19 protein-coding genes are annotated in these 24,465 nt (G+C 65.4%); 12 read left to right on the top strand and 7 right to left on the bottom strand.

Annotated elements, in window-relative coordinates:
• Positions 1-43 precede the first annotated feature (43 nt).
• On the bottom strand, positions 44-2,917 hold the full coding sequence (locus KIH77_RS00915; protein ID WP_219099208.1) for an FtsX-like permease family protein: 2,874 nt from the start codon (positions 2,915-2,917) through the stop codon (positions 44-46).
• A gap of 182 nt (positions 2,918-3,099) precedes the next feature.
• On the opposite strand from KIH77_RS00915, the gene KIH77_RS00910 reads away from it, so the two are divergent.
• The 3 genes from KIH77_RS00910 to KIH77_RS00900 are packed head-to-tail and all read left to right on the top strand — an operon-like array spanning position 3,100 to position 4,864.
• Positions 3,100-3,675, top strand: a complete 576-nt coding sequence (locus KIH77_RS00910) for a TetR/AcrR family transcriptional regulator (protein WP_219099207.1) — start codon at positions 3,100-3,102, stop codon at positions 3,673-3,675.
• A 17-nt stretch (positions 3,676-3,692) separates the two neighbouring features.
• Entirely contained in the window at positions 3,693-4,436 is a 744-nt protein-coding gene (locus KIH77_RS00905) for a thiamine diphosphokinase (RefSeq protein ID WP_219099206.1), read from the top strand.
• A 50-nt stretch (positions 4,437-4,486) separates the two neighbouring features.
• Positions 4,487-4,864: an arsenate reductase family protein gene (locus tag KIH77_RS00900; protein ID WP_219099205.1), complete on the top strand. Its 378-nt coding sequence runs from the start codon at positions 4,487-4,489 to the stop codon at positions 4,862-4,864.
• 143 nt (positions 4,865-5,007) lie between these two features.
• On the opposite strand, the gene gap is transcribed toward KIH77_RS00900, so the two are convergent.
• The gene (gap, locus tag KIH77_RS00895) at positions 5,008-6,066 is read right to left on the bottom strand and encodes a type I glyceraldehyde-3-phosphate dehydrogenase (RefSeq protein WP_219099204.1); all 1,059 of its coding nucleotides are present in this window, start codon (positions 6,064-6,066) and stop codon (positions 5,008-5,010) included.
• Positions 6,067-6,460: 394 nt separating this feature from the next.
• On the opposite strand from gap, the gene KIH77_RS00890 reads away from it, so the two are divergent.
• The 3 genes from KIH77_RS00890 to ybaK are packed head-to-tail and all read left to right on the top strand — an operon-like array spanning position 6,461 to position 10,956.
• Positions 6,461-7,837, top strand: coding sequence for an alpha/beta hydrolase (locus KIH77_RS00890; protein WP_219099203.1), 1,377 nt, complete (start codon positions 6,461-6,463; stop codon positions 7,835-7,837).
• Positions 7,834-10,401: a bifunctional lysylphosphatidylglycerol flippase/synthetase MprF gene (locus KIH77_RS00885; RefSeq protein WP_236024352.1), complete on the top strand. Its 2,568-nt coding sequence runs from the start codon at positions 7,834-7,836 to the stop codon at positions 10,399-10,401. The genes KIH77_RS00890 and KIH77_RS00885 overlap by 4 nt, the downstream gene beginning before the upstream one ends.
• A gap of 48 nt (positions 10,402-10,449) precedes the next feature.
• Positions 10,450-10,956 carry a Cys-tRNA(Pro) deacylase gene (ybaK, locus tag KIH77_RS00880; RefSeq protein WP_219099202.1) on the top strand — a complete coding sequence of 169 codons (507 nt, stop codon included), beginning with the start codon at positions 10,450-10,452 and terminating at the stop codon, positions 10,954-10,956.
• Between the two features lie 48 nt (positions 10,957-11,004).
• Here the strand turns inward: ybaK and KIH77_RS00875 are convergent, their stop codons facing one another.
• Entirely contained in the window at positions 11,005-11,991 is a 987-nt protein-coding gene (locus KIH77_RS00875) for a 4-hydroxy-3-methylbut-2-enyl diphosphate reductase (protein WP_219099201.1), read from the bottom strand.
• Between the two features lie 131 nt (positions 11,992-12,122).
• Here KIH77_RS00875 and KIH77_RS00870 point away from each other — a divergent pair, with 131 nt between their 5' ends.
• Together KIH77_RS00870 and KIH77_RS10605 are read left to right on the top strand one after the other, a co-directional pair.
• Positions 12,123-13,076, top strand: coding sequence for an aldose 1-epimerase family protein (locus tag KIH77_RS00870; RefSeq protein ID WP_219099324.1), 954 nt, complete (start codon positions 12,123-12,125; stop codon positions 13,074-13,076).
• Between the two features lie 86 nt (positions 13,077-13,162).
• On the top strand, positions 13,163-13,237 hold the full coding sequence (locus KIH77_RS10605; RefSeq protein ID WP_369299097.1) for a 50S ribosomal protein bL37: 75 nt from the start codon (positions 13,163-13,165) through the stop codon (positions 13,235-13,237).
• 89 nt (positions 13,238-13,326) lie between these two features.
• On the opposite strand, the gene KIH77_RS00865 is transcribed toward KIH77_RS10605, so the two are convergent.
• A complete protein-coding gene (locus KIH77_RS00865; RefSeq protein ID WP_219099200.1) occupies positions 13,327-13,644 on the bottom strand; it encodes a hypothetical protein in 318 nt (105 codons plus the stop codon).
• A complete protein-coding gene (locus KIH77_RS00860) occupies positions 13,641-14,297 on the bottom strand; it encodes a sigma-70 family RNA polymerase sigma factor (RefSeq protein ID WP_236024380.1) in 657 nt (218 codons plus the stop codon). The genes KIH77_RS00865 and KIH77_RS00860 overlap by 4 nt, the downstream gene beginning before the upstream one ends.
• Positions 14,298-14,470: 173 nt before the next feature.
• Between KIH77_RS00860 and KIH77_RS00855 the strand changes: the two genes are divergently transcribed.
• The 3 genes from KIH77_RS00855 (at position 14,471) to KIH77_RS00845 (ending at position 18,011) form a co-directional block, all read left to right on the top strand.
• Complete coding sequence (locus tag KIH77_RS00855; RefSeq protein ID WP_219099198.1) at positions 14,471-15,223, top strand: exonuclease domain-containing protein; 753 nt, start codon at positions 14,471-14,473, stop codon at positions 15,221-15,223.
• A gap of 167 nt (positions 15,224-15,390) precedes the next feature.
• Positions 15,391-16,950 (top strand): UDP-N-acetylmuramoyl-L-alanyl-D-glutamate--2,6-diaminopimelate ligase, encoded by a 1,560-nt coding sequence (locus tag KIH77_RS00850; RefSeq protein ID WP_219099197.1) that lies wholly within the window; start codon positions 15,391-15,393, stop codon positions 16,948-16,950.
• A gap of 59 nt (positions 16,951-17,009) precedes the next feature.
• Positions 17,010-18,011, top strand: coding sequence for a lipid II:glycine glycyltransferase FemX (locus tag KIH77_RS00845; RefSeq protein ID WP_219099196.1), 1,002 nt, complete (start codon positions 17,010-17,012; stop codon positions 18,009-18,011).
• Between the two features lie 77 nt (positions 18,012-18,088).
• Here the strand turns inward: KIH77_RS00845 and KIH77_RS00840 are convergent, their stop codons facing one another.
• The gene (locus tag KIH77_RS00840) at positions 18,089-19,309 is read right to left on the bottom strand and encodes a DegT/DnrJ/EryC1/StrS family aminotransferase (RefSeq protein WP_219099195.1); all 1,221 of its coding nucleotides are present in this window, start codon (positions 19,307-19,309) and stop codon (positions 18,089-18,091) included.
• 130 nt (positions 19,310-19,439) lie between these two features.
• On the opposite strand from KIH77_RS00840, the gene KIH77_RS00835 reads away from it, so the two are divergent.
• Positions 19,440-20,690 carry a carboxylate--amine ligase gene (locus KIH77_RS00835; RefSeq protein WP_219099194.1) on the top strand — a complete coding sequence of 417 codons (1,251 nt, stop codon included), beginning with the start codon at positions 19,440-19,442 and terminating at the stop codon, positions 20,688-20,690.
• Between the two features lie 89 nt (positions 20,691-20,779).
• On the opposite strand, the gene smc is transcribed toward KIH77_RS00835, so the two are convergent.
• The gene (gene smc, locus KIH77_RS00830; protein ID WP_219099193.1) at positions 20,780-24,385 is read right to left on the bottom strand and encodes a chromosome segregation protein SMC; all 3,606 of its coding nucleotides are present in this window, start codon (positions 24,383-24,385) and stop codon (positions 20,780-20,782) included.
• Positions 24,386-24,465 lie beyond the last annotated feature (80 nt).

Below are 24,465 nucleotides of genomic sequence, written 5' to 3'. Positions count from 1 at the left end.
CACGATTTACGTCTGTGAGAAACATCACGTGAAAGCCGGGCCATCATTCCGGGCTTTTCAGCGCGCCGACCATGTCGATGCGGTCGAGCATGCGGTTGGTGACGAACGTGACCAGCACGGCGAACACCAGCGCCAACGCGGCGGATATCGCATAGCTCTCCCAATGCACGTGCACGGCGAAGTAGATGCTCGGCATACGCAGCACCATCGTCAGCCCCTCACCGGCGAGCCTTCCCAACGGCAGGCCCACGGCCACGCCGATGCCGGTGAGGATGAGCATCTCCTTGTTCACGTAATGCCGCACCTCGCCACGACGGAATCCCAACACCTTGATGGTGGCGAGCTCGCGCTCGCGCTCGGAGATGTTGGTCGTCGAAAGCGTGAACAGCACCACGAAGGCGAGTGCCCCGGCCAGCACGAGCAGCACATAGACGACGGTGTTGATGAGCGTGAAGTTCTTGGTGAAGTCGCGCACCAGCTCGTCGGTGGATGTGACCGACAGGTAGTCGCCGCTGCGGGCGAGGCCGTCGGCGAACCGTATGCGCTCGTCGGCGTTCCCCGCAAGGTGGGCGAGCATGGCGTTGGCGTGGTAGTCGCCGTAGAGCCGTTCATACAGGCGCTGCGTCATGAACACGGAGTTGCCGAGATAGTTCTCCGCCACGGCGTCCACCGTCATGTCGGCGCCACGCAGCGAGGCGTCCTTGAGATGGGCCCGCCGCCCCGCGGTGAGACCGAGCATCTGCTGCGCGTTCTTGGTGACGACGACGCCGGAGTCGTCGAGGTCGATCTTCGCGCCGCCGCCCATGGCCGCGCTCCAGTCGCTTTGCGCCTCACGCAGGTGGATGTATCCGTCGAGGTTCGCGCCGTCCGGCACCACGACCAGCTGCACGGTCTCCTCGCCATCCGCCGCCGAATCCGACGATGCGGCGGACAATGTGGCGGATTCGATGCGCACGCCGAGCACGTCGCGCACGGCGGAATCGTCCCGCAGGCCGCGCAGCGCCGCCGCGTTGTCGTCGTCCGTGGTGACGGCCATGAGGTCGTAGGCGGTGACTCCCCCGTACTGGTTGGGCGCCAGTTCGGTGACGGAGTCCTTGATGGCGAATCCGCACATGAGCAGCATCGTGCATCCGGTGATGCCGGCGATGGTCATGAACGCCCGGGATTTGTATCGGAACAGGTTGCGTATGGTGACCTTGTTGAGGAACGTCATGCGCCGCCATAGGGGCCGTATGCGTTCCATGAGTATCGTCTTGCCGGCCTTGGGCGCCTTGGGTCTGAGCAGCGAGGCGGGCGATTCCCTCAGTTCGCCGCGGCATGACCAGACGGCGGATCCGACGATGACGACGAGGAACAGCATGGCCGCGCCGATGCCGTACGTCCAGTCGAATCGCAGCAGGAACGCGGGCAGGAGGTACATGGTCTCGAAGATCGTGAAGATGATGCCGGGCAGGGCGATGAATCCGAGCAGGTCGCCGAGCAGCCCGCCGAGCAGGCAGGCGAGCGCCGCGTAGATCACGTATTTGCGCAGGATCTCGCGTCGTCGGTAGCCGAGCGCCTTGTAGGTGCCGATCAGCAGCCGCTCCTCTTCGACCATGCGGGTGATGGCGGTGAGGCTGATGAGCACGGCGACGAGGAGGAACAGGACGGGGAACGCCGTGCCGATGGATTCGATGGACTTCGCGTCGCTGTCGATGCTGGAGTAGCCGCCCAGGGCATTGCGGTCGCGGACATACCATTGCGCGGTTGCGATGTCGTCCGCTTCGGCGCGGGCGTCGGCGATGGTTTTCGCGGTTTTGGCGGCGTTGTCGTCGAGTTGCCTGCGCTGCCGGTCGAGCGTGGCCTGGGCGGAGTCGAGCCGCCGTTGGGCGTCCTGCAGCTGTTCGGCGCCTTCCACTCCCGCCTGGACGGCCTGGTCCGGGCTGATGCCGCCCGAGGCCGCCGTGAACATCTCCCGCTGCGCGTCCAATTGGGCGCGTTGCCCGTTGAGGGTGTGCTGCGCGGCATCGAGTTTGCTGCGGGCGTCGGCGATCTTGTCATTGGCTTGGCGTTCCCGGTCGTCGATTTCCGCGTTGGCGTCGGCTTTCACGGTGTCGGTCCGCGCCTGCTCGCGTTGCTCTCGGATGGTGTCGAGATGATGTTCCGCAGTGTCGATGAGGTTCCGGTATGCGTCGTCGTAGGTCTGGAGATTCCTGGCGCCGTCCACTATGACGGCCACGCTCGTGTAGGTGTCGCGCATGTCGGGGTCCACGGCGGATTCATCGACGAACAGCCCGTAGTCCGTTGCCGATGCGCTGCTGCGGAACGCCGTCGCCCCCGCGCTGTTGTTGACGTCCGTGGGGTCGATGACCGTGCCGACGATGGTGTAGTCATGGCGTGCGAACACCCGTTCGGCGGACGAGTCGTCGGATCGGGCGTCGGATATCGTCAGCGTGTCGCCGATGGTCTTGCCGCTGTCGGCGAGATATGGCTCGGTCACGGCGACTTCGGTGGCGGTGCGCGGCAGCCGTCCGTCGATGACGTGGGGCCTGTCGATGCCGGAGTCGTTCAGCGCCGTCATCGTCGCCTTGCCGCGTTTGCCGCCCACGGTCACGGATACGTCCTCGCCGTGGACGCCGGCCGCCTGCGCCACGCCATCCACGGCGGCCATGGCGAGGACGTCGTCGTCGGTGAGGCCGAGCGTCGAGACCACGATGATGTCGTGGAGGTTCCGGTCGTCGAAGAACGTGTCGGCGCTGTACCGCAGGTCCACGCAGGAGGCCCTGAGCCCCGTGGCCATGGTGACGCCCAGTGCCGTGATGACGAGTATGGAGAGGAACCGGCCGAGATTATGCGTTATCGTGCGCCATACGTCCTTCGCGAACGCGGAGGCTCCGGCCGGCCGTCGCGTCATCGCGTTCCGTGGGTCGTTTGCCATCGTCCGTTTCCTTCCGCCGACATCATACGGACATGAATCACTACACATCATGTTGTGTTATACAATCACGATATCGTTGATTTTCCCGGCCATCAATGCACATCGGCACCGTCCGATGTTGAGCGATGCGACGAGGACGGTCACGTGGACGACGACGCCATGCACACGGAATGGAGCATACGATGAAGAAGCAGCCTCAGGTGACGGAACGGACGAAGGCCAATCTGTGCAAGGCGTTCTGGAAGCTGTATCGCACCCGTCCGATGGACAAGATCACCGTGCGCGAGATCACCGAGATCGCCGGGTACAACCGCGGCACGTTCTATCTGTACTATCGCGACGTGCACGACATGTTCTCCCAGATCGAGGACAGTCTGCTCAACATCATCGGGGACCTCATCGACGACATGCTTGCGCAGGAGGGGCGCATCGACATCACGTCGAACATCGGCACGATCCTGACGATGGCGAAATCGCATTCGGCATACATGACGGTGCTGCTCAGCGACCACGGCGACCCGACGTTCGTCACCAGGCTCAAGGGGCTGCTGTGGCCTCTGGTGGACCGCTATCTCGGGATCACGCAGTCCGTGGAGATGACGCGCGACGAGCGCGAACTGCTCAAGGAGTTCTATCTGGCGGGGCTGATCGCCGTGATCGGCACCTGGCTGAACTCCAGCAACCGCATGCCGCTGGACCGGTTCATCGCGTTCGCGCTGACGGCCATGTTCCCCAATCAGTCCGACGACATCCGATAGCCACAGGGAGGGCATTCATGGATCTGGACGTCTGTTTCATCTTCGGTGCCGGAGAATACTACGACGAGGTTCCGGCCATTCCACGTGGCGCCTACGTGATCGCCGCCGACGGCGGCGTCGACCACACGGAGCCGCTGGGCATCACACCGGACGCGGTCATCGGCGACTTCGACTCCGCGGCCGACGATTTCGCCGAAACCTCCCGGTATGGCGATGTCATGCGGCTGCCCAGCGAGAAGGACGACACCGACATGTTCGCCGCGGTGAAGCTCGGCTGGGCGCACGGCGCACGGCGGTTCCACATATTCGGCGGGCTCGGCGGCAGGCTCGATCACACGCTGGCGAACATGCAGCTGCTGGCGCAGATCTCACGGCATGCGGGAATCGGACTCCTGCACGGCGACGGCATGATGGCGACGGCGATCACCGACGCGACGCTCTCGTTCCCGGCATGGCGCCTTCCCCAAGGCGTCGGCCGTATGGTGTCGGTGTTCGCGCACTCCGACGCGGCGAGTCATGTCTCCATACGCGGGCTGAAATACGAGGTCGACGACGCGCAGCTGCGCAACACACGGGCCCTCGGCGTCAGCAACGAATTCCGTGACGGCGTCGACGCCCTCGTCACGGTCGGGGACGGCACGCTGGTCGTCACCTACCCCACCGCCGCGCCGGAGCCGACATGGCATACGTCGCGTGCGGAAGAAGGGCCGGATGCGCTCGGCGCCATCAACACGCACGTCTCCCATCTGCTGGCGCGATAATCGGCCGGCATCGCATCCACACACCGACACGGGAAGGAAAAGAAACCATCATGACCAAGGCATTGTTCATCTGCTACACACGCTGCTCCACCTGCGCCAAGGCGCGTGCATGGCTGGACGCGCACGGCATCGCCTACACGGAGCGCGACATCAAGGGTGACAATCCCGGCGTGGACGAGCTCGCCGCATGGCATCGGGCCAGTGGCCTGCCGATCCGCCGCTTCTTCAACACGTCCGGGCAGCTGTACCGTGCCATGAAGCTCAAGGACCGGCTGCCGGATATGACCGACGATGAGATGATCGCGCTGCTCGCCACGGATGGGATGCTGGTCAAGAGGCCGCTGTTGATCGTGCCGTCCTCCGACGGCGGCGAGCCGACCGTGCTCGTCGGCTTCAGACAGGCCGAATGGGAGGACCGGCTGCTGTAACCGCCTTCCGGAGGCAATCGCGGGAGCCCCGTTCCCTACGCTTACGGACCCGTTCAACGGACGACGGATGACGAAGGCCCCGTTCCGAATCAATCGGAACGGGGCCTTCGTATCAGCTACGAGCTACTGCCGTCGCGTCAAACTCACTCGGAGATCTCGGCGAAGTACAGCAGGGTGCGGATCATGTTGGAGGTGAAGCCGTACTCGTTGTCGTAGAAGGAGACCGTGCGGGCCAGGGTCACGCCGTCAACGGTGTTGACGTCGGTCTGGGTCGGGTCGAACACGCCACCGTGGGTGTCGCCGATGATGTCGGAGGACACGATGCCATCGGCGTTGTAGCCGTAGTAATCGGTGTCGGAGAAGGCGGCCTTGAAGGCCTCGTTGATCTCGTCGGCGGTGGTTTCCTTGTTCAGGACGGTGGTCAGCTCGGTGACGGAGCCGTCCGGGACCTGGATGCGCTGGGCGTGGCCCTGCAGCTTGCCGTTGACCTCGGGCACGACCTTGCCGATGGCCTTGGCGGCACCGGTGGAGTGGGCGATGGTGTTGATGGCGGCGGCGCGCAGGTTGCGACCGCTCTTGGTGCCACGCGGGCCGTCCAGGATCATCTGGGTGCCGGTGTAGGCGTGGATGGTGGTCATGAAGCCGGCCTTGATGCCCCACTTCTCGTTCAGCAGCTTGACCATGGCGGCCATGGAGTTGGTGGTGCAGGAACCGGCGGACACGATGACGTCGGTCGGCTTGAGGATCTCGTGGTTCACACCGAAGACGACGGTCGGGGTGGTGTCGTCCTTGGCCGGGGCGGAGATGAGGACCTTCTTGGCGCCGGCGTTGATGTGGGCCTGGGACTTCTCGGCGGAGGTGTAGAAGCCGGTGCACTCGAGCACGTACTCGACACCGTCGTTCTTGACCCACGGAATGTTGTTAGCGTCCTTCTCGGCGTACACGGTGTATTCCTTGCCGTCCACCACGATGGAGGTGTCGGTGGAGGTGACCTCGACCGGCGTGCCGTCGTCGTGACGGAAGGTGCCGTGGGTGCTGTCGTACTTCAGCAGGTAGGCCAGCGTGGCGGGAGTGGTCAGATCGTTGATGGCGGCGACTTCAATATCACCGGCCTGACCACCGCGAGCCTGCAGCTCGAAGATGCGGCGGAAGGCGAGACGACCGATGCGGCCAAAGCCGTTGATACCAATCTTAACTGTCATTTATGTATCTCCTGAATGGAAGTGGCCCAAACGTGGGAACGGCGCGATGCGTACGCTCACATACTTGTGCCAGCTGTTGCCAACGCCTCTCATCCTACTGGATATTCTGTACTTTTTCAGCGTTTATGCTGAAAGTTTGTTCATTGTTTATCCCATATGCCGGGAAAACGACGCGTTTGCCCATGTCGGCTGCCGCGGAACGGTTCGTGCCACGGGACATGCGACGTCATGGGACATGCGACATCACGATGCAAACGGGCGATTCATTCCTGCGGATGATGGACGTCGCCCGCATACGAACTATCGTGTTTGTCCGACCGTCGGCCGAGATCCGGCCGACGCGTGCATCGGGAGGTCCATCATGCGTGCGCACTGGCTGAGATGGCTACTGGCCTTGGACATCGCTTCGGGATGGGCCCCGGCGGCGCTTGCCGTCCTAGCGTGCGCCGGCGTCGTCTCGCTGACGGCGGCGCGCATCGTCATCCGACGCCGCGTCGCCGCCGTCATCGCGCCCTGCGTCGGCCTGGCCGGGGGATTCGCCGTGGGGTTCGTCGTCGCCTGGCTGCTTGACCGTTTCACGGTGTTCGGCGTCTCGCTGGGCATGAAGGTCGTCTGGGCCGCGGCGATCGGCACGTCGGTCGTCGGCTCTCTTGCCGCGGTCGCCGTCGCGTCTTCGGGAATCGTCAGAGCCATCGCCGCGGTCATGGTGCCCGTCGGCGTATTGTCCTGCGCCGTGAACATCAACGCCGTATATGGGGAGTATCCGACCGTGGGCAGCGTGCTCGGCGTCTCGGCGTTCTCCGGTCTCGACGTCAGCGAACTGCACGAGGCGACGATGACGGTGGGCCAATGGCGGCATCTGGCGAAGGTCGGCGGACTGCCGGCCATTCCCCAACGCGGCAAGGTCGGATCGGTCGGCATCCCGGCCACGAAATCGGGATTCCGCGCCCGCGAGGCGGTGGTGTACCTGCCGCCGGCCGCCCTGTCGGCACGGCCGCCGAAGCTGCCGGTGATGCTCATGCTCTCCGGACAGCCGGGCAGCCCCGACCGCACGTTCCTGGCGGGCGGGCTGGCGGACGTCCTCGACGCCTATGCCGCACGGCATCACGGGCTGGCGCCCATCGTGGTCTCCGTCGACCAGCTGGGCAACCCCCTGCATAACACGCTATGCGTGGATTCGACCAAGTACGGCAACGTGGAGACATACCTGACGCAGGATGTGACCGATTGGGCCGAAAGCAACCTGCCGGTGTCGCATGACGCCCGGCAGTGGGCGATCGGCGGGTTCTCGCAGGGCGGCACCTGCTCCGTACAGCTCGGGCCAAGCCACCCGGAACGCTATGGCTCGATGTTCACCGTGGGTTCCGAGCTCGGACCGCACAACGGCAGTGAGCAATCGATGATCCGGGAGTTCTTCAACGGCGACCCGGCGGCCTACCGCCGCCACGTGCCCATCGACATCATGCGCTCACGCGGTCATTCCAATCAGCTGCTCATCATGGCCTCCGGGCAGCTGGATACCGAATCCATCAGGAACATCGGCGCCATCGCGCCGGTGGCGAAGTCCATCGGCATGGACGTCACCGCCTTCACCGTGGCGGACACCGGGCACGACTGGCACGCCGTGAGGCAGGCGTTCGAGGCCGGCCTCGGCAGGCTCGGCGCGCGCATGGGGTTGTCGGACGAGTCCGACGGACGGATCGTCGCGTCGGCGAATATTCGCATCATGGCCGTCACGGCCGCAGCACACGATACAGGGAGGAAGCAATGACACGTTGGAAGCCGATCATGCAGGACGCCGCGGCATGGGTGCGGGCGCATCCGCTGACCGTGGCGTTCACGGCGTTCGTCTTGCTGGCGAACATCGCCCTCGCGGCTTGGAGCATGCTGGGCGGGCACGCGTTCCCGCCGTCGTTCGGACGCATCAGCTACAGCCGTCTCGCCGCGGGAATGCTCTACGTCGTGCCGTTCTCGCTGACGCTGGTCGCCCATCCGCTGCGGCTGCTCATCGACGTGCCGGCGCTCCTGGCCGCCGGCTCCGCATCCGAGTCTCGGTTCGGCGCGGCCAAGACCATGTGGATCGCGCTGCTGTGCTCCCTCGGCGGCATCGCCGCCGGCATGGGCGTAAGCGTCATGGTCAACGGCCACTCCCCCGCGTGGGGAACGCTGGTCCGGTTCGGCTATGTGCTGGGGCCATTGACGCTGGCCGTGGGGCCGCTTATGGCGGCGAGCGCCTTCTCGTCGCTGATGTGGCGGCGCCGCATCCGCGTGGTCACGTATGCCATTGTGGCGGCGTTCGTGTTGTATCGCGGGGAGCCGGGCGACTATTGCATCGCCTTCGCCGCCGCGTTCGGGCATCTGCTCGGCTATCTCATGGCGCCGGCCGCCGTACGGGCTTCTGCCACGAACGCGGATGGGGATGGGAACGGGGAATCCGACGGGGACGATCCGCGGGATATGGATGGACCACGGCCGCACATCACCGCGTTGGAGGCGCGCAAGATGGTGGGTGTGCTCTGCGCCGTCTGCGCGCTCGGCCCGCTGGTGGCGCTGGCGTCGCCGATGCACCGCGGCCCGCTGTCCACGCTCGGCCTGTTGCTGGGCCCGAACCGAATTGACTACTCACGTCTGCACGAGTGCCTGTCGGGGGCCGGGCGGGCGGACTGCTTCCTGCAGTATCGCGTGCAGCGCGTCTCCATGCCCGGGGGCGTCATCGTGTCGGTGCTGCCATTGCTGCTCATGCTCGTCGTGGCCTACGGTCTGTATCGCGGACGGCGCACGGCCGCCGTGCTCAGCGTGCTGCTCAACGCCTGCACGGTGGCGCTGTCCTTGGTCTATTGCTTCATGCTGCCCATCGCCCAGTCCCCCGATGGTCTTCGCGCGCTGATCGCGCATGGGGCGGTGCGTGCCGCGTTCGCCACGGCCACATTGCCGTTGGCGTGCGTCATATTGGTCTGCCTGTTCCGTCGATGCTTCCCGCTGTCCACCAGACGAGGACGGATTCTCGAATCCACCGGACTGGTCGTCGTCGCGTTCCTTGCATTATGCGGAGCCTATCTCGTCGTCGGCGTCACCAGACCCTACGGATTCACCGTCGCGCCGACGCCGGCCATGCTGCTCGCCGACCTGCCGCAGCGGTTCCTGCCCATCGGATTCCTCAACGGCATCCAACCGTACTTCCTGCCGACCACGCCGGTGACGTCGATCGTCTATCAGGGCATCGGGCCGGTGTTCTGGGCCGTCATGACCGTGGCTGCGTTCTGGTGCCTCACCGACAACGCCATGGAGGGGCTCGAGGAGCGTCGCCGCGCCTCCGCACTGGTGGAACGCGACGGCGAATCGATGTCGTTCATGGGCACGTGGGACGGCAACCGCTACTGGTTCTCGCCGTCCGGGCGTTCGGCGATCGCCTACCGCGTGGCCTACGGCATCGCCCTGACCGTGACCGGCCCGTTCGGCGAGCGCGACGAATGGTCGGACGACCTGTCCCGGTTCGCCATGTTCTGCGCCGAACACTCATGGACGCCGGTGTTCTACAGCGTGCATGCGCATCAGCGCGACGAGCTCGCCGCCATGGGGTTCTCCTCGCTCGACATCGGCACCGAGATGGTGGTCTCCCCCGCCGAATGGCAGACGCGCGGCAGGAAATGGCAGGACGTGCGCACCGCCATCAACAAGGCGAAGCGCGTGGGCATCACCGATGTGATGTGCACATTCGACGAGGCCCCGTTGAACGTGCAGACGCAGATCGTCGACATCTCCGAGCAATGGGCGGAGGAGAAGTCGCTGCCGGAGATGAGGTTCACGCTCGGTGGCGTGGACGAGCTTATGGACCCGCGTGTGCGGCTGCTGTACGCCGCTGACGCCGACGGCGTCGTACAGGCCGTGACCAGCTGGCTGCCCACATGGCGCGACGGCGAGATCGTCGGCTGGACCCTCGACTTCATGCGTCATCGCGACGACAGTCCCAACGGTGTGATGGAGTTCCTCATCGCACGCATGGCCGAACGTCTGCGCGACGAGGGGGCCGGGTTCATGAGCCTTTCCGCCGCGCCGCTCGCCGGCATATCCGTGATGGCGATGGAGGGGAGGCCATCCGGCGCCGCGTTCCTCCAGCATGTGCTCATGGCCGTGGCCGACATCATCGAGCCGGTGTATGGGTTCCATTCGCTGTTCCGGTTCAAGAGAAAGTTCCAGCCTCATGAGGAGGGCGTGTACGTCGCCTACCCGGATTCCGCGAAGCTGCCGCAGATCGCGCTCGCCGTGGTGCAGAGCTATCTGCCCGACATGAAGCCGGCCGACGTGGCGCGATTCGTGCGCGCGCTGGGCCGGTAACGCCGTCGCGGCCGCCAAGGTTCGCGGCCGCGAGTATTACTGGTGGTCATGGGCAAGAAGAAGCATGACAAGGGCAAGGGGTCCACGCCGGCCACGCTGCAGCTGGAGCGTGCGGGCGTGGAGTTCCGCCTCTACGAGTACGAGCATTCGAACGACCACATGGACGACGGCTATGGCATCGAGGCCGCGGAGAAACTCGGTTTCGACCGGCATCAGGTGTACAAGACGCTGTTGGCCGATACCGGCGACGAGCTGGTGACCGGCGTGGTGCCGGTGAGCGGGCACCTCGACATGAAGGCCCTGGCCGCGGCCGTGGGGGCGAAGAAGGCGGCGATGGCCGACCCGAAGAAGGCCATGCGGCAGACCGGCTACGTGGTCGGCGGCATATCGCCGCTGGGGCAGAAGACCCGTCACCGCACCGTGCTCGACGAGGGTGCGCTTGAGTTCAAGGAGATTCTGGTGTCGGGAGGCAAGCGGGGGCTGAGCATCGGCGTGGACCCGCATGACCTCATCGCCGTGCTCGACGCCGTGACCGCCCCCATCGCCACCTGGTGACCGCCACTTGGTGACCGCCGCCTCGTGACGGCCGCCGGCGCAGCCTGCCTACCGCGAGGCCTTGCGCAGCTCCGCCGGCAGCACGAAATGCATCCGCTCCTTCGTGGTGGTCACATAGGAGACCTCGTCGTATCCCAGCGGGCGCAGGGCGTCCACGACGCCGGACACCAGCTCCTCGGGCACGGATGCGCCCGAGGTGACGCCGACCGTCCCGGCGCCGTCGAACCACGCCGGGTCCAGTTCGCCGGCGTCGTCCACGCGGTGGGCGTGGCCGCGACCGGCGAGCGCTTGTTCGGCGACCTCCATGAGCCGTACGGAGTTCGAGGAGTTCGCCGATCCGACGACGACCACGCAGTCGGATTGCTCGGCCACGGACTTCACTGCGGTCTGGCGGTTCTGCGTGGCGTAGCAGATGTCGGAGCTCGGCGGCTCGATGATCCACGGGAACCGCGTCTTCAGCGCCTCGATGACCGTGCGGGTCTCGTCGATGGACAGTGTGGTCTGGGAAAGATAGACGAGCTTCGTATCCGGCCGGAAGTCCAGCGCCGCCACGTCGTCGGCATGTTCGACCAGGTGCACGTGCTCCGGGGACTCCCCCACCACGCCGACCGCCTCGTCGTGGCCGCGGTGGCCGATGTAGACGATCTCGTAGCCCTCGCGCACATAGCGCAGCACCTCGCGGTGGACCTTGCTCACCAGCGGGCAGGTGGCGTCCACCACGTGCATGCCGCGCCGGCGAGCCTCCTTCTGGATGGCCGGCGATACGCCGTGCGCGGAGAACACGACGGGCACGCCGTGCTCGACGGCCGAGTCGGGTATCTCGTCCAGCTCCTCGACGAACACGGCGCCCTGCGCGGCGAGGTCGCCCACCACATGCCGGTTGTGCACGATCTGGCGGCGCACGTAGACCGGCGGGACGCCCTCGGGCAGCGCCGATCCGTCGGAGGTCCGCAGAATCGTCTCCACGGTCTGGATGGCCCGGTCCACCCCCGCGCAGAATCCCCGGGGATCGGCCAGAACGATTCGATTTCCCATACCGCCGCCTTCCATGAGAGCCCAGCATAACGAACTCATAACATAGTAGGACATCAGGATTCGACGGGGTAGACTTGGGCGATGACGATACCATTCGTTCAACACACACGATTCACTATGGGAGTGATGAGATCATGGCAAAGAACCTGCCTCCGCGCACCGGCCAGCAGTATTCGATTTCCTACGGCGACTACAAGGCCGTCATCACCGAGCTGGGCGCCACCATGCGCAAGGTGACCTACAAGGGCAAGAACGTCATCGTGCCGCTCGGACCGGACGACCCGGTGACCTGCTGCCACGGTCAGCTGCTCGTCCCGTTCCCGAACCGCATCGAGGGTGGCGTCTACACGTTCGAGGGCAAGACATACGAGCTGCCGATCGACGAGCACGACAGGAACACCGCCATCCACGGCTACGGCTACCGGTCCTACTGGAAGCTCGAGGAGCTCACCGAATCGTCCGTCACGCAGTCGTGGCGCGTACCGAACATGAACGGCTACCCGTTCGATGTGATCGTCACCGCGAAGCACGAGCTCGCCGAGGACGGCCTGCACATCACGGTGAGCGCATACAACAACGGCGACGCCAACGCGCCGTGGGCCCTGGCCATCCACCCGTGGCTCGACAACGGCTTCAACGGCTACGGCGACGAGATCGACGGCCACAACGCTCAGTGCCATCTGACCGTCCCCGCCGACACGCACGTGACCGTGGACGAGAACCTCATCCCCACCGGCACCGAGGCCGTGGACGGCACCAAGTACGACCTGCGCGACAACCCGCTGCTCGTCAACCAGCCGTTCGACGACGCCTGGACCGACCTGCACCGCGACGCCGACGGTGGCGTCCACGCGACGTTCACCCGTCCCGACGGCCTGCAGATCAAGGTCGGCGGCGACGAGACCGTCACCTCCTTCCAGGTGTGCACCGGCACGAAGTTCCCGGCGTTCAAGCACCCGGCGGGCACCGCCGTCGAGCCGCAGACCGCCTACGCCAACGCCTTCAACACCGGCAAGGACCTCATCGTCATCAAGCCGGGTGAGACGAGCGAGACGAAGCTGTTCATCAGCGCCTCCGAACTCTGATTCCACGTTTTCCGCCCCGAGTTGTATTCTGAAACGATGTGTGAGATAATCCACAAGGCTTATCTATCAAAGTAAAGGAGTCCAACATGGGCAAGCGCGGACGTCTGCGTCGTGACCGCCGTAAGAAGGCTGCAAACCACGGCAAGAGGCCGAACGCCTGATTTTCTCAGGCTTCATCAAGCTCGAAGGCCCCATGGATTTTCGCTTTCGCGAGATTCCATGGGGCCTTTTTCCATGCCTGGCGCATCCGTCACCGCTGCGGGCCGGGATGGGCCGCTCCTTCCTGGGCGGCGGACTGGATGCAGCGGTGAAGCCGTTCGATGAGGCATTCCGGGGCGTTGACCGGTCGTAGATAGGCGCGCAACGCCTCGATCATCGCCTTCTCCCGCGCATCGCAGCACGTGTCGATGTCGAAACAGCCGTCCGTGTCTGTTCCGGGCGCCGTGGACGTGGAGGCGTCGTCGTCGACGCTGATGACCGTCTCCTCCACCACGGTGCGTCGTATGGCGCCGGAAGCGTCGCCGGAGACGCTCACGCTGGTATGGCGTTCCACATGCCCGTTCATCATCGCTTCCCTTTCCTGTCGTTCTTGTTCCCGGTACCGCCGCCTGTGGCGGTTCCGTCTCCATTATCGCCCGGATGGGCCCCGCCGCCGTTCGCGTTCGGTGAAACCGACCGTCTCCTCCGACCGGCGTCGGCCACATACCCGCGCTCCCTCGCATAGGAGGCGAGCTCCTGCTTGAGCTGGGCCCGCGCACGGTTGAGACGGCTCATCACCGTGCCGATCTTCACCCCCTGCTCGTCCGCCACCTGCTGGTACGACTTGCCGTCGATCGCCGCGTCGATGAACACCTGCCGGCGTTCGGGGCTGAGCTTGTTCAGCGCGGCCATGATCTCCTCGGGGGCGAACGCGTCCTGATACGTCTCCTCGGCGGACTTGAGCCCCTCGGAGCTGTGCTCGGACGCGGAGTAGATGTCCCAGTCGTCGTATTCGCCGGTCGAGTCGTTGGCCCGCTGCGGACGCCGCTTGGCCTTCTGGTACTGGTTGAAGTAGAGGTTGCGTTCGATGGTGGTCATCCATGCGGCGAAGTTCGTGCCCTGCCTGAACGAACCGTAATGCTTGTACGCGCGCTCGAAGGTGTCCTGCACCAGGTCCTGCGCGTCGTCGGGATTGTTGGTGAGCTTCATGGCCTGCCGGTAGAGTCCGTCGACCACAGGCATGGCAAGCCGTTCGAACTCGGCACGTCTCGTGCCGTTCCCCGTCTCTTCGGAAGTCTTCGCATCAACCACGCCTTCCATTGTGCCACGCCGAACCGTCACGCCGTCACCGCGACGAATCACCGTCGGCTCACGATTGGCCGTATTTGTCTGGCAGCGCCGTGACAATACGGTACATGACCGATTTGCTTGAGGCTATTGACAACGCGCCCTCCCAGCCCGATGACCGCACCCTGGCGGAGTCATGGCTGCTCGGCTTCGACACGGAGACCACCGGCGTCGTCCCCGGCAGGGACGCCATCTGCTCGGCGACGCTCGTGCTGCGCGACCCGGCGAAGGGCCACGACGGCGACGTCCTGGGCGAATGGCTCATCGACCCGCATCGGCCCATCTCCCCAGGGGCCTCGCGCGTCAACGGGTTCACCGACGAGTTCCTGAAGGCCAACGGCGGCGACCCCGTCGAACTCGTCGAGCGGATTGCGCGGATCGTGGCGGCCGCGCAGAACAAGGGCATCCCGCTGCTCGCCTACAACGCGCCGTTCGACGTGCACATGCTGCAGGGCGACCTGCACCGCTGGGGGCTCGCACCGCTCGAGGAACGCCAGCATTCCGGCCTGCGCGTCGTCGACCCACTGGTCATCGACCGCAGAATCTCGCATCGCAAGGGCAAGCGCACGCTCACCGCCACGACGGAATACTACGGCGTGGTCCCCCACGGCGACTTCCACGACGCCACCGCAGACACCGTGGCCGCCGTCGACCTCATGGAGCCGATCACCCGTCTGCACGCCGACGTGGCGGCCCTGCGGCTCGGCGAGCTGATGGCATGGCAGCGCGCCGCCCACGAGCAGTGGCGGGAGTCGTTCAACCGGTGGCTGGCCTCGCGTGGACGCCGTCCCGTGACCGAGGGCTGGTTCCCGGAGGACTGACGGCATCCGACGCCCGCCCCGTCGGAGGCTTTCTCACCAAATCGGTACACGACCGGCATCATCCGCGAACACGCGGGGATGTAGACTGGCAGTTGGTTTCCGTGACCGTCCGGCTACGGATGTCGAACGATGCATACCTATCGGCGCATGAAAGAACTATGGAAAATATGACCCTTACACTCACTTCGGCCGTAGACCTGCTCAGGAAGCATCATCTGCTTCGTGAAATCATCACCCCCACCATGTGGACCATCGATCCGAAACGGCTCCCCGAGACCGAATTCACCGCGGTCTCCTATGATTCACGCGCCGTCGACGGGGGCACGCTGCTGTTCTGCAAGGGACGTTTCAAGGCGGAATACCTGGCGAAGGCCGATGAGGCGGGGCTCCCCTGCTATGTGGCCGAGACGGATTACTCGGACACGACCAAGGCCATCGGACTCATCGTCGACGACGTGCGCAAGGCCATGAGCCTGCTGTCGGCGGCATTCTACGGCCGTCCGCAGGATTCGCTCACGGTGATCGGCGTGACCGGCACCAAGGGCAAGACGACCACGGCATACTTCACGCAGGCCATCCTCAACGCCGCGTCGCACGGCAAGGCAGCGCTGTTCTCCTCCGTCGACAACTGCCTTGACGGCGAACATTACGAGGAATCGGACCTGACCACGCCGGAATCCATGGACGCGTTCCGCATGATGCGCACCGCCGTCGACAACGGCATGAAATATCTGGTCATGGAGGTCTCGTCGCAGGCGTACAAGGTCGACCGCGTCCACGGTCTGACGTTCGACGTCGGCGCGTTCCTCAACATCTCCCCCGACCATATCAGCCCCATCGAGCACCCCACGTTCGAGGACTACCTGTACTGCAAGCGCCAGCTGATTGCCAACAGCCGCCGGCTGGTGCTGAACGCCGACACCATGCACGCGGACCTGCTGCGCGAGGACGCCGCGGCGCACGGCATCGACGTCGACACGTTCGCGCTGCATGACGGCCACGGCGACGGCACGCCCGCCGACACGGTGGCCTCCCCCGCGGACGCCGACCACATCGATTTCGACATCGCGTACAAGGGCGACGACCTCGGCAAATTCCACCTGGCGATCGACGGCGACTTCAACTACGCCAACGCCGCGGCGGCCATCACCATCGCACGGGCGGCCGGCGTTTCGCTCGACGACGCCGAGGCGCTGCATGCGCTCGGATCGGTCCGTATCGCAGGCCGAATGGAGCAGTTCACCGACACGCAGAGCGACACGCTCGCCATCGTGGACTACGCCCACAACTACGCCAGCGTCACGGCGCTGCTGGACTTCGTGGACGAACGGTACGGCAGTCGCCACCCCCATATCACGTTGATCACCGGTTCGGCCGGCAACAAGGCGTACGACCGCCGCGAGGAGATCGTCAAGGCGGCACAGGACCGCATCGGCAATTTCGTGTTCACGGCGGAGGACACCGACACCGAGCCGTTCATCGACATCTGCATGCAGATGCAGGGCTACATCACGAACAAGGACGTCGCCTCCACGGTCATCTCCGACCGTCCCACCGCCATCATGAGCGCCGTGTACGACGCCCGCGCGCATCAGGACCGCTTCGACGTGATCCTGATCATCGGCAAGGGCGACGAGCGCTGGATCAAGGAACACAACAAGCACGTGCCGTTCGAGGGCGACGACCATATCATCGAACGGCTGTTCGGTCTGGGCGACAACGCCTGACAGGCATATGGCAACGCCCATCGAACTGTATGCAAACGAAAGACCCGAGTGGAGGTTTCATGATTTCCGTTGAGAAGACGTCGTTCGAGGACTGCGACCGGCTGGCGTCGGCGGCAGGCGTCACGCTGCCGATCGAGCAGACCGAGGTGTGGGCAAAGTTCCAGAAGGACATCCCCGGCCGTGAGCCGTGGGGCGTGCTGGTCGCGAAGCGCGACGGCGAGCCGGTGGCCGTGCTGCTGCTCATCGACATGGAGACGCACGGCTACCATTATCTGCGTTCCATGCACGGCCCGGTGTGGCTGGACGGCAAGCCGGAGCAGGCGCTGGAACGCGACGTGGTGAAGGCCATCGTCGATTTCGTGCATGGCGAGGACAAGCGTCAGGCGTTCCTGCGTCTCGACGTGTGGTTCGGCGAGGACTACGACACCGTGCTGTCCACCGTGCCGTACGACCAGACCGTGGTCATCGACGTGACCGGCGGCGACGAGGAGATCCTCAAGCGCATGAAGCGCCGTGGCCGCCGCGACGTGCGCAAGGCGCTGCGTGAGTGCCCCGCCGACAGCGCCGACGAGACCGAGCAGGCGCTCAAGGACTTCACCGAGTATTACGACGTGATGGTGGAGACCGGCAAACGCGACGGTTTCACCCCGGCGCCCATCACCGACTATTCCGACATGATCGGCGCGCTCGGCCCCGACCACTGCCGCGTGTTCGCCTCCCGCATCGACGGCCGCGTGGTCGCCTGGTCCATCGTCACCGTGAACGGCACGCATGCGGTGCGCTACTACGCCGGCATGCGCAACGAGGTTATGCGCCTGCACGTGACCGACAAGCTCCTGTACAACGAGTGCTGCATGCTGGGCTCGCAGGGCATCACCGAATACGACCTCATGGGCATCGGCTCCGACTTCGCGCCGAGTCTCAAGGGCCTCAACGAGTTCAAGTGCAAGTTCACCGACGAGATCACGCCCGTGGCCGCCGGGCACGACATGCCGATCAAGAAGGCGTTCTACCGTTCCCTCAAGGTCGCCAAGTCCGTCAAGGACGTGCTGAGGAAATAGCTCGGCGCCCCTGCCGTACGGTAAAAGGCGTCGTCCGGTTCGTTCCGAGCGACGCCTTTTCCGTTACCGGCCGGCCGTCACGCGATGACGGAACGTACGGCCGTGACGATCTCGCCGGCCTTGTCGAGGCTGACCTCGGTGGGCAGGCTCACCGCGCCTTCGACCAACCGTCCCGTGACCGGCACCGTGGAACGGTCGAGCGCATCGAGGCCATAGGCGTGGTCGTCGGTGACGCCGGGGAACAGTTCGGGACGGTACCAACGTTCGGCGTAGCCGCCCACGGCGCGTACGGCGGCGATGACGCGTTCCGCCTCCGCGGTGTCGTGCGCGAACAGGGGGAACCTCAGCAGCGGCTGGGCGTCCCCGTCAAGGATTCCGCCGGGGATATCCAGGCCGGCGAGGTCGCGCAGCCCGTCACGATACACGGTCGTCACACGGCGACGCCCCTCCTCGTTGGCGTCCAGTCCGCGAATGCCCGCCACGGCCCGTCGCACCATCCACGGGGTCATGCCCATGGGTTCATAGGCGAGCCCGCCCCGCTGCTCGGACGCGGCGATCGGCGGCTCGTACAGGCCGATGTCCGTCAGCAGCGAGCGCATGCGGCCGCCCGATCCCCCGGGCAACCGTCCCAACACACGGTTCTCGTTCACATACAGCCGGGTGACCATGTCGATGCGCCGCGGCGGCACCGGCAGATGGTCGAGATGGCGGCGAAGGTCGGCGTCGAGCTGGGGATCGGTCTCCGCCAGCCGTGGATTGACCCAGATGGCGCCGCCGAACCGCGTGGGCAGTATCTTCTCCACACCGAAGGAATGCACGGATACATCGGCGAGCGGTGAGCCGTCACCGGCGACGGCCATGCGCGTCACGCAATGCGCGCAGTCCTCGATGACCAGGGCGCCGTGCTTCCGCGCGAGGCCGGCGATCCTGCGCGAGGAGGCGTCGTCTATCAATCCGAACGTATGCTGCAGCATGACCGCGCGGAGGCCTTCGTCGGAATGCCCCGACACGTAGTCCTCCGCGGCGTCCGCATCAATCGACAACGTGTCGGCGTCCACGTCGACGTACCGTGGCGTGAACCCGGAACATACGATGGGGTCGACGGCGGTGCAGCAGGTGAACAGCTGGGTCATCACGGCCCCGCGGCCCCGACGTCCGTCGACGGATCGGAGGACCGTCAGCATGCCGTACCGGGCCTTGAACACGGGGAACCAGTCGCGGGCGTCCGTTCCCGTCCGCCCGGCCAGGGCGTCGCGAAGCTCCGTGGTCCGCTGACGGGACGTCAGTCGATCATTCATGAATCCTCTTTTCTTGACGACAACGACACCATTGTAAAATGGCTGGAGCCTCGCAACGGGGCATCCTCTTCCCGGGATGTCGAAGAATCCTGCGAACGCAGGTCATAGCACGACAAAGGACGTATCACATATGGCAACTTTCCAGCCGGTCATTCTCGGCGGCGACCTCGGCGCATACGCGCTGGCCCGCGAACTCAACGACGCATACGACGTCAAGCCGATCATGGTGACCGCATACAATCCGAACGCGATCCGGGATTCGTCGATCCTGACGCGACACGAGTTCGCCGAGGCCAACGAGGAGGGGCCCCTGATCGACGAGCTGCTGCGGCTGGGTGAGGACCTCAAACGCCGCAACCCGCGGAGGAAGCTGCTGCTGCTGGCCAACACCGACTGGCGCATCCACGTGATGGCCACGCACCGCGAGGAGCTGGAACGGTATTACGTGGTGCCCATCCCGCCGTTGGACGTCATCGAGCAGGTGAGCGACAAGCAGGAGTTCGAGCGTCTGGCCACTGCGCAGGGCATGCCGGTGCCGAAGTCGTTCTACGAGGACTTCTCCCACGCCGGCGACGAGGGATGGACCCCGCAGCCGACGCCCGCCGACCTGACGTTCCCCGTGGTCGCCAAGCCGGCCGACAGCTCCGAATACGAGAACCTGCTGTTCGAGGGACGGCAGAAGGTGTACCGCATCGACACGGACGAGCAGCTGACCGCACTGTGGCACACGTTGGCCGACGCGGGATTCCGAGGCACGTTCGTGGCGCAGGAGCTCGTGGAGGGCGACGACACCGAAATGTATTCGGTGACCGCGTACGTGGATTCCACCGGGACGGTGTCGCTGCTGTGCTCGGCGCACGTGCTGCTCGAGGAGCATCACCCCGCCACGCTGGGCAATCCGTGCGCCATGATCACCGAACCGATCGACGAGATCCTCCGGCCGGCGAAACGGTTCCTTGAATCGCTCCCCTACCGCGGATTCGCCAACTTCGACGTCAAGCGCGACCCTCACACCGGCAGGTTCTACTTCCTTGAGGTCAATCCGCGCATCGGCCGCAACAACTTCTACGTGGCCGGCGCCGGCATCAACCCGATGGAGGTGCTGGTCTCCGACGTGATCGACGGGCATCCGATGGCGCCGCGCACGGCCGACGGCGAAGTGCTGTACTCGATCATCCCCAACCGTCTGCTGCTGCGCTACGTGGTCGACCCGGACCTCAAGGCGCAGGTGCGCAGGCTCCAGAAGGCCGGCCGCATCAACCCGCAGCGCAATCCGAAGGACGGCGGATTCAAGCGTTGGCTGCATCTGACCGAATCCGAGCTCAACCAGTACCGCAAGTTCGGCAAGTACTACCCCAAGCCCACCAACACCGGCTTCTAGGATTGTTGAACGAACGACGTCCCATCAGCGAATACGAGTGCGGGGCGGGATGGATTCCCCTGAATCCTCCCGCCCCGCACTGCATCCGTCTATTTTCTATCGGCGATCCGTTCCCGTGATCGATCCAGCCGCTGGGATATCACCGCGGTGACGCCGTCGGCGCGCATCGTCACACCGTACAGGGCGTCGGCGATGCCCATGGTGCGCTGCTGATGCGTGATGACGATGAGCTGGGCATGTTCGCGCAGCCGGTCGAACGCCCCCAGCAGGCGGGTCAGGTTCACGTCGTCAAGCGCCGCCTCCACCTCGTCCATCACATAGAACGGGCTGGGACGGGCCTCGAAAATGGCGAACAGGAACGCCAGGGCCGTCAGCGAGCGCTCTCCGCCGGAGAGCAGGCTCAGCTGCCGGACGCGTTTGCCGGCCGGACGCGCCTGCACAAGCACGCCGGTGGTGAGCAGGTCGTCCGGGTTCTCGAGTTTCAGCGTGCCCTGGCCGCCGGGGAACAGGATGGCGAACATCCGCTCGAAGGCGGCGGCCGTGTCGTCGAACGCCTTGCGGAACACGTCGACCATGGTGGCGTCGAGCCGGCGTATCAGCGCCATGAGGTCGTCGCGCGAGGTGATGACGTCGTCGCGCTGGTCGTTGAGGTACCTGTTGCGCGCCTCCAACGCCTCGAACTCCTCGGTGGCGAGCGGGTTCACCCGTCCAAGCTTGGCGAGGTCGCGTCTGGCCCGTTCGAGTCGTCTGGTCTGGGTTTCGCGGGAGTACGGTTCCGTACGGGTTTCGCCGTCGGGGTCGTCTCCGGGCAGCGGCACGGGTACGTCGGGCCCGTATTCGCGTATGACGTCGTCGACGCCCATGCCGAGGACGTCACGTATCTTCTGCGCGGTCTGCCCGTGCTCGGCGGCGAGTCGTTCCCGTTCGAGGTCGAGCTCGTGCTCGTGGACTCGCAGTGTGCTGACGGTGGGGGCGAGTTCGTCGCGTCGGGCGCGCAGCCTGGCGAGTTCGCCGTCATGGGCGGCGATGGTTCGTTGGACATCGTCACGCTCCCGTTCCACCGCTCCGATGCGTTCGCCGAGACGTGCCGCGGCCGTGCGGGCCATGGCGGCTATGCGAGCCGCATGGTCGGCTTGTTCGCGACGGCGCCGGTTGAGTTCTTCGACGCGAACGCGACGTTCCTCGGCCTGTTTCGCGTTGCCGCGCAGAAGGTCGGCCTGTCGCTCGTAGGATTGCAGCCGGTGCGTGGCTTCGGACCATTGCATTCTGGCGTCGGTTTCCGCCTCGCGCAGGGTCGTAAGCGTCGTTTCGAGTTCGCGTTCGCGGGTGGCGAGTTCGTCGGCATCGGCCTGGTTGTCGTCTTGCCGGCTTTCGGCCTCCCAAGACCGGTGGAGTTCGTCGAGGGTTCGGCGACGTGCGGCGCTGTTGTCGATGAGCATCTGCATCCGGTTCCGCGTCGCCGTCTGTCGTGTGACGATGTCGTCGATACGCTGTTGGGCTGCGACAATCGCCGTCTCCAGCTGTCGGACCGCCATGCGTCGTTCATTGAGCGCGGTCTGCTCCCGTTGGACGCGCTCCCCCGCCATGCCGCTTTTACGTTGGGCTTCGGCGAGGGCTTCGGCGAGGTTTCGCTGTTCCTCGCGCAGGGATGCGATCTGTGCGAGCGCCTTGTCTCGCCGTGCGGCGAGACTCAGGTCGCTGTGGGCAGAGGTCCGGCCTCCGGATGCGGCCACGCCGGCGACGAACAGTTCGCCGCCGATGGTCACGGCCCTGTGCCATCCGGCGTCGATGGCATCGATGGCCTGTTGGCGGGTGCGCACCGCCGCCGTGTCGGCGACCAGCCGTCGCACGGCGTTGACGACCGCTTGCGCCACGGTATCGTCGGCGCTGTTGTGGCCATCGGCGCTGTTGTTGATATTCGCACCGTTGTTTGGGGACAGCAGATCGGCGAGGCTTCGTCCGGAAGGAGTTGCCGGCGACATCGACGACGGCTCTTCGACGTCCGTCCGGATCAGCACGGCCCTGCCGGTGCGGTCGTGTTCGATGGTTTCCAATGCGCGCAGCATGGTGTCGCCGTCCCGCACGATGACGGCGTTGGCGAAGGTGCCGAGCGTGTGGGAAACCGCGTCCTCCCAGCCGTCGTCGACGTGGAGGAAGTCCACGAGATTGCCCAGGGACCGTTCCGTGATGGCTTTCGTTGCCTGGGAGGAGCCGCGCGATTCCAGGGTGTCGGCGAGCGCGTCCGCCTTGGCTTGCAGGGAGACGATGGCCGTGTCCGTCTTCTGCTTGCGCGCTTCGATGTCCGAGGCTTCGTTCCGCGCCTGTTCCAGCGCGGCCTTCGCCTGGGTGAGACGGTCGTCGGATGGCTGGTGGTCGTCGTCGTGCAGCATTCGCTGCTGCCGGTCCTTGTCGGCCTTGGCTTCGTCCAGCTGTAGGCTCAGCGAGCGCAGCTGTTCGGTCTGTTCGGTTTTCTGCGTGTCGATTGATTGGACCGTCGCCTCCTCCCGTGCGATGAGTTCACGGAGTTTGGCGAGTCGCGCCTCCTGCCGTTGGGCGCTGCTGCGCAGTTCGGCCGCGGTGCCGCGGACCGCGGCGAGACGGTTTTCGGCGTCGATGCGGGCCGCCGTGGCATTGTCGAACCGTTGCTTCGTCCCCTCCACGATGCCGCGTTGCTCCTGTGCCTGATGGTCCAGTTCGTCGGCGCGGTTGAGCATCGGCTCCGGGTCGTCCGCCAGGGGCGTGATCTGCCCGGTCAAGGAGCGTTGCCGTTCGTCGGCCAGCATGGCCAGTGACCGCAGTCGTTCCTGGATCTGGCCCATGTCGTGCCAGACGGTGTTGAGTCGTGCCATGGCCGGGTTGGAGTCGCGTGTTTCGGCTTCGATGCGTTCGATATGCAGGTTGACGTCCGCCAGCGCCCGCTGTGATTCGCGCAGCTCCCTGCGGATGCGGGTGAGTTCGGCGCGGTTGCGGGTCTGCCGTCCGGCCGTTTGCGTGGCGTCGTCGGCAAGCAGGCGCGCCTGGGCGTCGCGCAGGGTCGCCTGGATGAGGTCCGCCTTGCGGGAGATACGGGCCTGGCGGCCGAGTGGTTTCATCTGACGTCGGATTTCACCGAGCAGGTCGTCGAGCCGGGCGAGGTTGGCCTCGGTGGACGCCAGTTTGCGCAGGGCCCGTTCCTTGCGTTTGCGATGCTTGAGGATGCCGGCGGCCTCCTCGATGAACGCGCGGTGCCCGGCGGGGGTGGCGTGCAGGATCTGGTCGAGTCTCCCCTGCCCTACGATGACGTGCATCTGGGCGCCGAGGCCGGTGTCGCTGAGCAGCTCCTGGATGTCGAGCAGTCGGCATGGGGTGCCGTTGATGGCGTATTCGGATCCGCCGTTGCGGAAGATGGTGCGCGATATCGTCACTTCCGTATAGTCGATGTCGAGCATACGGTCGGTGTTGTCGATGGTCAGCGACACCTGTGCGCGCCCCAATGCCGGACGCGAGACGGTTCCCGCGAAGATGACGTCCTCCATGGAGGTGCCGCGCAGGTTCTTCGCACCCTGCTCGCCCATGACCCAGGTCAGGGCGTCGACGATGTTGGATTTGCCCGATCCGTTGGGACCCACGACGGCGGTGATTCCCGGCTCGAACCTCATCGTGGTGGCCGAGGCGAAGGATTTGAATCCCTTGAGGGTGAGTTCCTTGAGATACATGGTGATGCCTGTGTGGTGACGTGGCCGTCATGCATGCCATGCATATGTGCATGGCTGACATATGCATTCATGCATGACGG

It is taken from the genome of Bifidobacterium pluvialisilvae (genome assembly GCF_019331695.1).
GTDB classification, from domain to species: domain Bacteria; phylum Actinomycetota; class Actinomycetes; order Actinomycetales; family Bifidobacteriaceae; genus Galliscardovia; species Galliscardovia pluvialisilvae.
The sequence above is the reverse complement of the archived record's forward strand: the minus strand, read 5'-3'. Positions and strand labels throughout refer to the sequence as shown.

Coding starts and splice junctions, on each gene's coding strand:
- ybaK (WP_219099202.1), top strand. CDS start 10,450: ATGGGCAAGAAGAAGCATGACAAGGGCAAGGGGTCCACGCCGGCCACG.
- KIH77_RS00865 (WP_219099200.1), bottom strand. CDS start 13,644: ATGATGAACGGGCATGTGGAACGCCATACCAGCGTGAGCGTCTCCGGC.
- KIH77_RS00885 (WP_236024352.1), top strand. CDS start 7,834: ATGACACGTTGGAAGCCGATCATGCAGGACGCCGCGGCATGGGTGCGG.
- KIH77_RS00835 (WP_219099194.1), top strand. CDS start 19,440: ATGGCAACTTTCCAGCCGGTCATTCTCGGCGGCGACCTCGGCGCATAC.
- gap (WP_219099204.1), bottom strand. CDS start 6,066: ATGACAGTTAAGATTGGTATCAACGGCTTTGGCCGCATCGGTCGTCTC.
- KIH77_RS00855 (WP_219099198.1), top strand. CDS start 14,471: ATGACCGATTTGCTTGAGGCTATTGACAACGCGCCCTCCCAGCCCGAT.
- KIH77_RS00850 (WP_219099197.1), top strand. CDS start 15,391: ATGACCCTTACACTCACTTCGGCCGTAGACCTGCTCAGGAAGCATCAT.
- KIH77_RS00910 (WP_219099207.1), top strand. CDS start 3,100: ATGAAGAAGCAGCCTCAGGTGACGGAACGGACGAAGGCCAATCTGTGC.
- KIH77_RS00905 (WP_219099206.1), top strand. CDS start 3,693: ATGGATCTGGACGTCTGTTTCATCTTCGGTGCCGGAGAATACTACGAC.
- KIH77_RS00845 (WP_219099196.1), top strand. CDS start 17,010: ATGATTTCCGTTGAGAAGACGTCGTTCGAGGACTGCGACCGGCTGGCG.
- KIH77_RS00900 (WP_219099205.1), top strand. CDS start 4,487: ATGACCAAGGCATTGTTCATCTGCTACACACGCTGCTCCACCTGCGCC.
- KIH77_RS00915 (WP_219099208.1), bottom strand. CDS start 2,917: ATGGCAAACGACCCACGGAACGCGATGACGCGACGGCCGGCCGGAGCC.
- KIH77_RS00840 (WP_219099195.1), bottom strand. CDS start 19,309: ATGAATGATCGACTGACGTCCCGTCAGCGGACCACGGAGCTTCGCGAC.
- KIH77_RS00860 (WP_236024380.1), bottom strand. CDS start 14,297: ATGCCTGTGGTCGACGGACTCTACCGGCAGGCCATGAAGCTCACCAAC.
- smc (WP_219099193.1), bottom strand. CDS start 24,385: ATGTATCTCAAGGAACTCACCCTCAAGGGATTCAAATCCTTCGCCTCG.
- KIH77_RS00875 (WP_219099201.1), bottom strand. CDS start 11,991: ATGGGAAATCGAATCGTTCTGGCCGATCCCCGGGGATTCTGCGCGGGG.